Raw genomic sequence first — 12,286 nt, 5'->3', positions numbered from 1 at the left:
AGATGAATAGGCTTTGTAATAGGTTTAATGCTGTTAGGTATAAAAGTTTAGATATAAAAAAGCCCGCGTAAATGTACGCGGGCTATCTTTTAACACTGTTATTTAAGGCATTTATTTAAAAGCTAAATTGCGCTGCTAAACGAAGATTTGTGCCCTCGCCAATAGTTACATTACTCGTGCCGCCACCACCTAAATAGCTTTTATCAAATAAGTTTTCGATGTTAAGACGTAAATTAATATCGGTATTGCTTAAGTTAAACTTATAAGTGGCGCCAACATCAACACGTGTATATGCATCTTTAGTAATTGTATTATCGCTATCTGCAAAGCGCTCGCCTTCGTAAAAAGCGCCAGCGTTAATGGCAATGGCGTCGTTTAATTCATAACGAGTCCAAAGTGATGCCGACCATTTTGGTGCATCGGTAGGGCGTTTACCTTCCAATACTTCATCGCGTTCAAAGTTAGCATCTAGATACATAGTTGATGCCATAACAAATAAGCGGTCGGTAGCAGCACCTTGTGCGCTTACTTCAACACCTTTATGGCGTTGTTCACCCACTTGGTTTGTTTCACTTGTGAATGAGCCAATAGGCGTCTCAAGCTGTTCGCTAACAAGTGTGCCTTCTTTACTAATATCAAAAATTGCACCTGTAAGCAGTAAACGGTCATCAAATAATTGCCATTTAATACCAATCTCTCTTTGCTCTGAGGTAATGGCATCTAGCTTCATGCCATTATTTACATCGGTTTCATCAATCAGAGTTTCACTACCTTGAGGCTCAAAACCTTCTGAGTAACTTGCATATATAGTTGCCGAAGTATTTGGATGATAAAGCACACCTACCTTTGGTACAAATGACTCGTTATCTGCACCTTCTCGAGTTTGCTTATCGTAACGGCCACCTAGCGATAATTGCCATTGTGGTGAGAACGAAATTAAGTCCTGAACGTAAATACCGTAATAGTCGTATTCAGTTTCGCTTACTGTATCATCTGTTTTATAACTTACAGATGGGCGTGATGGTTCTGCTTGTCCTGCAGAAAAATCAAAGTAGTCAGCAGAAGTACGGCGTTGCCCGTAGTAGTAATCTAGCGAGTTTGCGCCAATTAAAAACTGATGCTGTAAGCTACCTGTTTTAAATTCACCAATAAAATCAATAAATGCAGTTTTAAATTGCCAATCGTCAAAACGGTCGTAAGGACGAGATTCATAGCTGTCACCTTCAGCAAAGCTACTAGGCATGCGAGGTGCTGACTCAAAGCGTTGACGTTCAAACGTTTGTTCGTTATAGCCAAGTTTTACTTGCCAGTTATCGGTTAAAAATACTTCTAGGTCTACACCTAGGTTTTCTACGGTAATATCGGTAAACGCCCAAGACATATCACGGATTGTTTTATCGCTACCAATTACATTAGCATTATCGTCTATCCATGCGCCAGTATCTAAACCTGCTTCGTCATCTGTGCGGTCGTAATGCACACGTACTAATGCGTTATCGCTAATATCGTAATCTACAATTAAAGCACCTAAAAAGCGGTCGCGTTCACGATTTTCACCGTTTTGGTACTCACGCCAGTAGTCAACGTCTTGCTTTACTAAAATCCCGCGAGCACGTAAATCTTCCGATTCAGTCAAGGCACCTGCAGCATCAACCATAAAGCGGGTTGAGCCATGCTGATCTACATCGGCACTGGCATTAAATAGTGTTTGTGCTGTAGGTTTTTTAGTTACCATGTTAACCAAGCCACCCGGGCCTGACTGACCATATAAAATACTTGATGGGCCTTTAATTACTTCAACTTGCTGCAAAATTTCGATTGGTTGCTGATAGTGCGACCAATGCTGATGACCGTCGCGTAAATAACCTGTCGATGAGCTCAGCTCAAAGCCGCGTAAGTTAAATACCTCACGATTTCGTTGTTGTGAGCCTGCAGTTAAGCTTGCGTCATTTGTGAGTACTTCGCCAAGTGTAGTGGCAAGCTGTTCGCTAATAATAGTGTCGGTTATTACAGTGACAGATTGTGCAGTTTCAAGTAATGAAGCTGATGTTCTCATTGCGCCATTAGCGTTATCTACTTTGTAATCGTTAAAGTAGCTACCCTTTACTTCTATGCGTTCAAGGTCGGTAGTGTTTGCATATGTGCTTGTCGTAATGCTTGCTAATAGAGCTATGTAAATAGAATTCAGTTTCATTAATTGCTTCCAGCGCAGGTATGTAAAAAACAATCGCGATCTTAATGCAAACTACTATCATTTTCAACACCTTTCATTAACATGTTTTATAATGTGTTTGTTAATGGTTGCCAATTACGAATTCTGCTATTATGAGCAGCATATTAGTGGGGCTTTCTCCCATGTTATTTTATTGCTATGGAACTTACTGTGACTTCAACTGCTTTTTCATCTTTGGCTTTACCGGCTGGACTCGTTGATAACTTATCAACCCTTGGCTATGCCCACATGACACCTGTACAAGCGCAAAGTTTGCCGCCTGTACTTGCTGGTAAAGACATCATTGCTCAGGCAAAAACCGGTTCAGGTAAAACTGCTGCGTTTAGCTTGGGTGTGTTAGCTAAATTAAATGTAAAACGCTTTCGTATTCAATCTTTAGTCTTGTGTCCGACTCGTGAACTTGCCGAGCAGGTTGCAGTTGAAATGCGTAAATTAGCGCGCGGCATTCATAACATTAAAATATTGACGTTATGTGGTGGTGTTTCAATTGGCCCGCAAATAGGTTCACTTGAACATGGTGCGCATATTATTGTTGGCACGCCAGGGCGTGTTGATGACCATATTCGTAAAGGTACTCTACGTTTAGATGATGTGGAAACATTGGTGCTTGATGAAGCCGATCAAATGCTTGATATGGGTTTTCAAGACACACTTGATGCAATTATTGAGCGTATTCCACAAAATCGTCAAACATTGTTATTTAGTGCTACATTCCCAAGAGCCATTGAAGCAATTGCTAAGCGTGTACTTAAAAACCCAGAAATGGTTAAAGTAGAAGAAGAGCAAGCCAAAAGCACAATTAAGCAGTACTTCTACAAAATGGATAACAATAAGCAGCGCTATCCAACGCTTAAGTTATTACTTCTTAAATTTACACCACAAAGCTGTGTTGTATTTTGTAATACCAAAGTAGAAACTCAACAAGTGTGTGATGATTTAGCTGACGAAGGCTTCAGCGCTGTTGCATTGCACGGTGATTTAGAGCAACGCGATCGTGAACGTACGCTAATTCACTTTTCAAATAAAAGCGCTTCAATACTTGTTGCAACCGATGTTGCTGCACGAGGTTTAGATATTGATGACATGGATATGGTTATTAACTACCATTTAGCACATGACACGCAAACACATGTTCACCGTGTTGGCCGAACTGGGCGTGCTGGTAAAAAGGGCATTGCTTGTTCTATTTACGGTGAAGCTGAAGCGTTTAAAATTGCACAAATTGGCGATCATTACGAGCGTGATATTACTCCAGAACAAATGCCGCCGTTTAATTTATTAGATAAACCGCCGTACCGCCCTGAAATGGTTACTTTGATGATTGATTCAGGTAAAAAGCAAAAAGTACGTGCAGGCGATATTCTTGGTGCTCTAACAGGTAAGGATGGGGTTGCAGGTCGTCAAGTAGGTAAAATTAACGTACTTGATAACGTAGCATTTGTTGCTGTTGAACGTAACTCATCAAAACCAGCACTTCGCAAACTAACCGAAGGCAACATTAAAGGGCGTAAAATACGCGCTCGTCGCCTTACTCGTTAATTTAAACCGCTAAATTAACAAATTAGCGAGCAGCTACCTTTAGCTGCTCGTATTGTAATTTTATTTTTTTAAACTTAACTTCACAACCATTTGGTTTATCTGGGTGCATCTGTAATGCAAGTTGTCTCCAGCGCTTTTGAACGTTTTTAAGAGTGAAATTTTCAGGTAACTTCCATTCTAAAGCCAACGCTTTAAATTCATTGTCATTTAATACTTGTTGTGGTGATGTCGTTTTAAACTGACGCCAAAAACTATTCAAAAGCTCATCAATTTTCTCTTCACCGGTATCGTAATTACGCCAATCTAAATAATAATCTCGCAAATTTTCGTTCGTTGTTACTAAACTATTATCTTCTTTTTCTAAAAGCTCGATATGCAGAGTTGAAATGAGTAAACTTTGAGGGCGTAATTGTGCCTGCAGTTGGTACAATGCATTCATAATTAAAAAGTTACGTTTAAATAAATCACGTTCAGGGCTTTTATCGAGTGTTGTTATTGCGCTGCGGTTTGTCAGTTCTGCTGCTAAAGTATGAACTTGCCAAACCTGCCTTGTTAATATCAGCTCAAAAATCTCATCAATCAGTGGGTTAAGCATTGTTTAGGCCCTAGTAGTTAGTGTATCTTCAATAAAGATTACACTGATATAAGTAACGGTTTGAAGGATTAAAATTATGCTGGGCAAGTTTAAATGCCTCTTATTTACTATATGCTGTGTACTAATAGCTCCTAGCTATGCCCAAAATAGTGATTCGTTATTTGAGCAATTCAAAAACGAAGTGCAGTGGGAGCCTAAATTACAATTAGCAAATACGTTACTTGCTAATAAAAACGTTTCTAAAAAAGAGCGTGTCGCTGTTTATTCGGCATTAGGTAATAGTGCGTTATCGGCTGATAATTTTAAAGAATCTTTACACTATTTTAAATTATTAGAAAAAAACACTTCAGATACTTTCTTTCCTGACGAGCACTTTCGTGCAATAAAAATGCAAGGTGTAGCACTTTTTTATCAAGGCCTATTTCAAAAGGCCATAAGTGAATATACCCGCACCCTAGTATTAGCTGAAAAAAATGAACAACTACTTGAACAAGCAAATTTACTAAATAATATTGGTTTGGCTTATTTTAATATGAATAAGCTAGGCGATACCCTAGAGTTTTACTTAAAGGCAAAAGCTATTTACGAAGCGCACGGTAGTGAGCAAGATCAAACCGACATATTACTTAATATAGCAGGCGTTTATATACGCTTATCACGCTACGATAGTGCATTTAGTCTTTATCAAGATGTACTTAAAGTTTATCAGCGGTTAGATGATAAAAGTGGTATTGCGCAGGTATACAACAATATGGGTGTTGCTCATATGGAGAGTAATCAATTTGACTTAGCACTTCATTATTACCAGCTAGCGCTGCGTTATTATATTTCAGCCAATGATTACAATAAGTTATCTACGCAATATACTAACTTGGCAAATACTAATTTAGTGTTAAAAAAAGTAGATGAAGCGTACGAGCAAGCTAAATTAGGTGAGTACTATGCGCTTAAAATAGGTAACCATAATTTAGAGCTTAATGCGCTACATGCGCTTGGTAAAATTCAGTTTGTTAAAGGCAACTTAGAAGAGGCGAAAATAAGTTTAGATAGAGCTATTTCACTTGCTCACGAATATGGCAGTGAGCGAATAATTAGGGAGGGTTTAGGGACTAAAGCACTACTTGAAGCCAGTAAAGGCGATTATTCAAGCGCAATGGCCTTGCAACAAGAATATATTAGTGAGCTACGAAAGCTCAGAAGTACAGCAATTATAAATGCACTAGCGGTACTTCAGCATCAATTTAAAGCAACACAATTAAACCAAGAAATAGAAAAACTTAAACAAGATCGACGTGTGCAAGAGCTAAAAATGTCGCAGCGTTCTCAGCTTACTTTATTCTCTTTTTTACTATTACTTTTGGTTGTTGTAACTGGTATTGCGCTTTACCGCCGTGGCGCAGAAAAACGCGCTAAGCAGCAGTTAACAGAGCAAGTTACGCAGCGCACTGCCGAGTTACAGGCAATAGCACAGGAGCTAAGAGAAGCTAACGATGTTAAAAGCCAGTTTTTGGCCAATATTAGCCACGAAATCCGCACTCCACTAACGGCTATTTTAGGGCAAACAGATGCTTTAATTAATGAATTATATGAGCCTGAGTCACTTAAAGATGAATTAAGAGTAATTCAGCGCCATAGCGACCATTTAAAAAGCTTAATAAACGACGTGCTCGATTTAAGTAAAATTGAAGCTAATAGGTTAGAGTTAAATATTTCGTGCTTTGATATTGTAGAGCTTGTAAATGACATACATGCAATGTTTATCACTCAAGCAAAAGCAAAAAATTTACGCCTCATTTTAGACAATCAAGTGGGTAATGAGTTTTACACTAAGCTGGATTTAATACGCGTAAAACAAATTCTTATAAATTTATGTGCTAATGCTATTAAGTTTACTCACGCTGGCCAAATCATTATTGCTTTAAATAAGAGTGAACAAGGGCTAGTGATTATTGTAAAAGATACCGGTATTGGTATGAGCTCTAAACAGTTAAAGCTTATTTTTGAATGCTTTAGCCAAGCTGATAACAGTATTAGCCGTCGCTTTGGGGGGACAGGGTTAGGCCTTAGCTTATCGCAACAATTAGCCGCGATGATGGGCGGTTATATCAGTGTACAAAGCGAATACAAAAAGGGCAGTCAGTTTTCGTTCTTTTTACCGTGCGCAGAAGTAAATAAATCGCAAAGCCTGATTGAAACTCAAAGTGCTCCAAAGGTAAATAAGCAATTGGCAGGGCGTGTTGTACTTGCAGAAGATCACCCTGATAATCGAAGGTTAATAAGCCGCTATTTACGTTCAATGGGGCTCGAGGTTATTGCCGTTGAAAACGGTGAGCAAGCGGTAGAGCAGTGCTTAAAAGAGTATCCTGATTTAGTGCTACTCGATATTCAAATGCCTGTGATGGATGGGCGTTCTGCTTTTCAGCTATTAAAACAGTGTGGTTTTGAGCGGCCTATTTTTGCTTTAACTGCAAATGCTATGAGTCATGAAGTGGATGGCTATTTAGAGTTAGGGTTTAGTGGTTACTTAGGTAAACCGATAGATAAAGAGTCATTTTATAAAGCGCTTTCCAGCCACCTACATAATGCAGAAGATCAGCCAATTACAAAGCAAAATGAAGTTGATATGAGCGATCTTGTCATTAGTTTTAAGCAAAGCTTTGCTTTGGAGAGTGAAACGATTACTCAGCATTTCATAAGTGAAGATTTAGCCGCGCTACAAAAAGATAGTCATCGCATTTTAGGAGCGGCGCAAATGTTTGGTTTAGATGAAATTGCGCAATCGGCTCAAAGTTTAGATAGAGCCCTTTTACGCAGGACCCAAAAAAGTAGTGCGAATGACTTTAAAGCGCTCGTTGATACGCTGCAGAGTGTACTTAAAAAGTATAACGAAAGTTAAACTGTGTTTAATCCAGACATAAAAAAAGCGCCTTAGGCGCTTTTTTTATTCAGCTAAAACGCTTTATTGGCGTCTCATCGAATCAAAAAATTCATCATTGGTTTTGCTCATCGATAGTTTATCGATTAAGAATTCCATTGCATCAATTTCTGACATGTCATGAACAATTTTACGTAAAATCCAAAGCTTTTGAAGCTCATCTGGTTTTGTTAGTAATTCTTCACGACGAGTGCCTGAACGATTAAAGTCGATAGCAGGGAATACACGTCTTTCCGCAATTTTACGGTTAAGGTGAAGTTCCATGTTACCAGTACCTTTAAACTCTTCGTAGATAACTTCATCCATTTTAGAGCCGGTATCGATAAGCGCTGTAGCTATAATTGTTAAGCTACCACCTTCCTCAACGTTACGTGCAGCACCAAAGAAGCGCTTAGGTTTATGTAATGCGTTAGCGTCAACACCACCAGTAAGTACTTTACCTGATGAAGGAATAACGGTGTTATAAGCACGTGCTAAACGAGTGATTGAATCCAATAAGATAACAACATCTTTTTTATGTTCAACTAGGCGTTTTGCTTTTTCGATAACCATTTCGGCAACTTGTACGTGACGAGAAGCTGGCTCATCGAACGTTGATGCAATAACTTCACCTTTAACTAGGCGTTGCATCTCAGTTACTTCTTCCGGACGTTCATCAATAAGTAAAACCATTAATGTTACATCAGGGTGATTATGCGTAATTGATTGTGCAATGTTTTGAAGTAGCATTGTTTTACCCGCTTTTGGCGGAGCTACTAACAAGCCACGTTGGCCGCGGCCAATAGGAGATGCTAAATCAAGTACACGGGCTGTAATATCTTCTTTACTGCCGTTACCACGTTCCATGCGAAAACGTTCGTTTGCATGTAGTGGAGTAAGGTTTTCAAAAAGAATTTTAGTTCGAGAGTTTTCAGGTTTATCAAAGTTAACTTCATTTACTTTGAGTAAAGCAAAGTAACGTTCACCGTCTTTAGGTGGACGAATAAGGCCTGAAATTGAATCGCCAGTACGCATGCTGAAACGGCGAATTTGGCTAGGTGAAACATAAATGTCATCTGGCCCAGCTAAGTAAGAGGCTTCTGATGATCTTAAGAAGCCGAAACCATCTTGTAAAATCTCTAATACACCGCCGCCGAAGATATTCTCTCCGCCTTTGGCATGGGATTTAAGAATGGCAAAAATGATATCTTGCTTTCTTAAGCGGGCTACGTTTTCGAGCCCCATGGACTCAGCTAAGTCTACAAGCTCTTTAATCGACTTGTCTTTTAATTCGCGTAAATGCATATTGGTGGGTTCTTTATTACAGTTGTCATACTCAAAATCGCTTTGATCGTTGAGTGAGGTTTGTTGAATATAACTAAGGATTAGTTGGCTTTATAAACTAGCAGTTCACTGGCAAAGCGTCCAGTCTTTATACAAAATAAATTTAAAAAAGGGCAAAAAAGCCCTTTTTATTGTTCTAGCTTACCGTTAGATGTTGTTTTCTAAAAACTCGATAAGTTGAGTTTTTGAAAGAGCACCTACTTTCGTTGCAGCTACTTGGCCATCTTTAAAAAGAAGTAAAGTAGGGATACCACGAATACCAAACTTTGGCGGTGTGCCAGCATTTTGGTCAATATTTAATTTAGCAACAGTCACACGGCTGTCGTATTCATCAGCAACTTCGTGAAGAATAGGGGCGATCATTTTACAAGGTCCACACCATTCAGCCCAGAAATCTACTAGTACTGGTTTGACTGATTGTAATACGTCAGCTTCAAAGCTATCGTCAGTAATTTGGATTATTTTCTCGCTCATTGCGCTCTCCGATTTAGTTAGGCGAAATATTTAGTGCGTATTTAAACACTCTTGTTTCTTATTGCAAGTTTAAACGTTATGCTTAAACGCTATGACTAAGACACATTTAACCGATAAAAAGTTTTCAGACTTTGCTATCGCACCGGAAGTGGTTGCCGGTTTAACCGAGAATGGGTTTGAATATTGCACACCTATTCAAGCAAAATGCCTACCTTTTATTTGTGATGGACGCGATATCGCGGGCCAAGCTCAAACGGGTACAGGCAAAACGTTGGCGTTTTTAACCGCCACGTGCCATCGGTTATTACAATCTAGCAAAGCACCTAGTAAACATCCAAGAGCCCTGATCATGGCCCCTACTCGGGAGCTTGCGATTCAGATACACAAAGATGCTAAAATTTTAGCGCCGCACTGTAATCTTAACTTAGGTTTAGTATATGGTGGCGAAGATTACGAAAAACAACGTGCACAACTAGAAAAAGGCGTTGATATTTTAATTGGTACTACAGGTCGCCTAATTGATCTGTATAAGCAAGGCTGTTACACCCTTAATGAAATTGAGGTAGTCGTGCTGGACGAAGCCGATCGTATGTTCGATTTAGGTTTTATCAAAGATATTCGCTATATGTTCGATCGTATGCCAGATACATCAAAGCGTTTAAACTTATTATTCTCTGCCACATTGTCGTACCGCGTACAAGAATTAGCTTTTGAGCACATGACAAACCCAGAGCATGTTCAAATTGAACCTGACGTTAAAACGGGTAAACGTATTCAAGAAGAGCTATTTCATCCTTCGCAAGAAGATAAAATTAAGCTGTTGTTAACCTTAATTGAAGAAGAATGGCCAGAGAAGGCAATCGTGTTTGCAAATACCAAGCATAGTTGTGAGACGGTTTATGCTTGGCTTAAATCAGACGGTCATCGTGTAGGTATGCTTACTGGTGATGTTAACCAGAAAAAACGCCAAACTATATTAGCGCAATTCAGTAAAGGTGATTTAGACTTTTTAGTTGCGACCGATGTTGCAGCGCGTGGTCTTCATATTCCAGAAGTAAGTCATGTGTTTAACTTTGATTTACCTGACGATTGTGAAGATTATGTTCACCGTATTGGCCGTACTGGCCGCGCTGGTGCATCAGGCCACGCAATTAGTTTTGCATGTGAGCAATATGCATACAACCTGCATGAAATTGAAGAATATATAGAGCATAGCATTCCTTTATCACATTATGATAAAACAGCATTGCTAGATGATTTAACTCAGCCTATTATTCAAAGAAAGCGCAACTATTCAACAGGTCCACGTAACCGTAGTAATAACAGCGGACGTCGCCCAAATAATAGTTACCAAAAAGGACGGTCGTAAGCGACCGTTTGTATAAGTAGTAGTAATTAGAGGTTTTTGAACGGTGGGGCAACTTAAACCGCAAAAAAATGTGTACGCAGTTATTGATTTGGGCTCAAATAGCTTTCATATGCTTATTGCCAAATCAATTGCTGGCGGTCTACAAACAATTGGACGTGTTAAACGCAAAGTCCGATTAGCCGCAGGGCTTGATAAAGGAAACGTATTAAGCACAGAAGCAATGCAGCGAGGCTGGGAATGCCTTGCCCTTTTTGCTGAGCGTCTACAAGATATCCCAGACAAAAACATCACCATAGTAGCAACAGCTACCTTACGCTTAGCAACTAACGCCGACGTATTTAAAAATCATGCCGAAAAAATTCTAGGTCATAACATTAATGTTATCAGCGGAGAATTAGAAGCGCGCACAATTTATAAAGGTGTTGCCCATACTTCATCTTGTACTGGCAAACAGCTTGTTATTGATATTGGTGGTGCAAGTACAGAAGTTGTAATTGGTAAAGCATTTGATGCCCTACATTACAAAAGCCTCAATATGGGGTGTGTTACCTATCTTGAACGCTATTTTAAAGATTGCCAACTAAGTAAGAGTAATTTTAACGCAGCAATAAAAGCGGCTCGTACAGTCATTGATGAAATTTCTCCAGAGTATAAAGCAGCGGGATGGGAAATTGCATCTGGAGCTTCTGGTACGGTACAAGCAATTCAAGAAATTATGGTCGCGCAAAATCTTGACGACTTACTTACACTTGAAAAGCTCAACACCATAAAAGATCAAGCAGTTGCATTTAGCACTATTGCAGCGTTAGACCTTCCTGGGTTAAGTGAAGACCGTCGACTGGTATTTGTATCAGGACTTGCAATCTTAATCGCACTATTTGAATCTCTTGAAATAGAAAAAATGGGATTGGCGGGTGGAGCACTGCGTGAAGGTGTTTTATATAGCATGGTTCCGGAGTTACATAATAACGACATTCGCAAACGCACTGTTGATGGGTTTATGAGCCGTTATCATGTTGATCAAAAACAAGCGTGTCGAGTTTCAAGCTTGGCAATGCAGTTAGCGCTGAGTATTGATAAAGATTGGCCGATTGAAAGCTTAAATGGGTTACCACTATTAAAAGCGGTAGCGCAGCTTCATGAGATTGGATTACTAATAGAGTATAAGCAGTACCATAAACATACCGCTTATATTTTGGAAAATACCGATATGCCTGGTTTTTCACAGTCAGAGCATAAATTAATAGTAGCGGTAGCAGATGCACATCGATCTGATTTTCCAAAAGGTTGTTTTAATTCACTCGGCGTAAATAGTCTATTAGCGCAATATATAGTGAGATTACTACGAATAGCAGTCATTTTATCAATGCGCAGACAAGATGATGTACTGCCTAAGTTTGAGTTAACTGCTAAAAATGAAGTGTTAGACCTTAAGTTTGAAAGTAACTGGTTAAAAGATCATCCATTAATGGCCAGTGAGCTGCAACAAGAGTCTAAACAGCAAGGAAAACTTGGCTGGAAGCTCATAGTAAACTAATTAAAAAGGCCCATCAGGGCCTTTTTAGTGTTTAAAGTAACCATTTCGATGTAAATATGTGCGAACAGCACATTATTTCAAGTTTTCTTCAAAAAAGGGTTGATCTGTTTTCGGATCTCCCTATAATGCGACCCCACTGAGACGGGAAACGCCGAAGCATAGCGAGGCACGAACTACTCAGAGAGTTAAATAAAACTTCGGTTTTAAATCTTCTAAAAAGAAAGTTTAAAACAAAGTGTTGACTCGAAAAATAAAGGGTGTATTATTCGCATCCCTTGAGA

8 protein-coding genes are annotated in these 12,286 nt (G+C 39.2%); 4 read left to right on the top strand and 4 right to left on the bottom strand.

Going from position 1 to position 12,286, the window contains the following annotated elements:
• Window positions 1-115: 115 nt before the first annotated feature.
• The gene (locus tag H5090_RS15620; protein ID WP_182696157.1) at window positions 116-2,194 is read right to left on the bottom strand and encodes a TonB-dependent siderophore receptor; all 2,079 of its coding nucleotides are present in this window, start codon (window positions 2,192-2,194) and stop codon (window positions 116-118) included.
• A gap of 189 nt (window positions 2,195-2,383) precedes the next feature.
• Between H5090_RS15620 and dbpA the strand changes: the two genes are divergently transcribed.
• Entirely contained in the window at window positions 2,384-3,772 is a 1,389-nt protein-coding gene (gene dbpA / locus H5090_RS15615) for an ATP-dependent RNA helicase DbpA (protein ID WP_002960948.1), read from the top strand.
• Window positions 3,773-3,794: 22 nt separating this feature from the next.
• Here the strand turns inward: dbpA and H5090_RS15610 are convergent, their stop codons facing one another.
• On the bottom strand, window positions 3,795-4,367 hold the full coding sequence (locus H5090_RS15610; protein WP_002960947.1) for a DNA-J related domain-containing protein: 573 nt from the start codon (window positions 4,365-4,367) through the stop codon (window positions 3,795-3,797).
• Window positions 4,368-4,443: 76 nt separating this feature from the next.
• Here H5090_RS15610 and H5090_RS15605 point away from each other — a divergent pair, with 76 nt between their 5' ends.
• The gene (locus H5090_RS15605; protein ID WP_182696156.1) at window positions 4,444-7,263 is read left to right on the top strand and encodes an ATP-binding protein; all 2,820 of its coding nucleotides are present in this window, start codon (window positions 4,444-4,446) and stop codon (window positions 7,261-7,263) included.
• 63 nt (window positions 7,264-7,326) lie between these two features.
• Here the strand turns inward: H5090_RS15605 and rho are convergent, their stop codons facing one another.
• Together rho and trxA are read right to left on the bottom strand one after the other, a co-directional pair.
• Window positions 7,327-8,586 carry a transcription termination factor Rho gene (gene rho, locus H5090_RS15600; RefSeq protein ID WP_002960945.1) on the bottom strand — a complete coding sequence of 420 codons (1,260 nt, stop codon included), beginning with the start codon at window positions 8,584-8,586 and terminating at the stop codon, window positions 7,327-7,329.
• Window positions 8,587-8,772: 186 nt separating this feature from the next.
• Entirely contained in the window at window positions 8,773-9,099 is a 327-nt protein-coding gene (gene trxA, locus H5090_RS15595; protein WP_182696155.1) for a thioredoxin TrxA, read from the bottom strand.
• A gap of 91 nt (window positions 9,100-9,190) precedes the next feature.
• Here trxA and rhlB point away from each other — a divergent pair, with 91 nt between their 5' ends.
• Together rhlB and gppA are read left to right on the top strand one after the other, a co-directional pair.
• Window positions 9,191-10,468, top strand: coding sequence for an ATP-dependent RNA helicase RhlB (rhlB, locus tag H5090_RS15590; protein ID WP_002960940.1), 1,278 nt, complete (start codon window positions 9,191-9,193; stop codon window positions 10,466-10,468).
• A gap of 43 nt (window positions 10,469-10,511) precedes the next feature.
• Window positions 10,512-12,005, top strand: coding sequence for a guanosine-5'-triphosphate,3'-diphosphate diphosphatase (gene gppA, locus H5090_RS15585; RefSeq protein WP_182696154.1), 1,494 nt, complete (start codon window positions 10,512-10,514; stop codon window positions 12,003-12,005).
• Window positions 12,006-12,286 lie beyond the last annotated feature (281 nt).

The sequence above is a fragment of the Pseudoalteromonas sp. SR43-5 genome, assembly GCF_014163835.1.
In the GTDB taxonomy this organism is placed as follows: Bacteria; Pseudomonadota; Gammaproteobacteria; order Enterobacterales; family Alteromonadaceae; genus Pseudoalteromonas; species Pseudoalteromonas distincta.
This window is presented reverse-complemented; position numbering and strand designations above follow the sequence as displayed.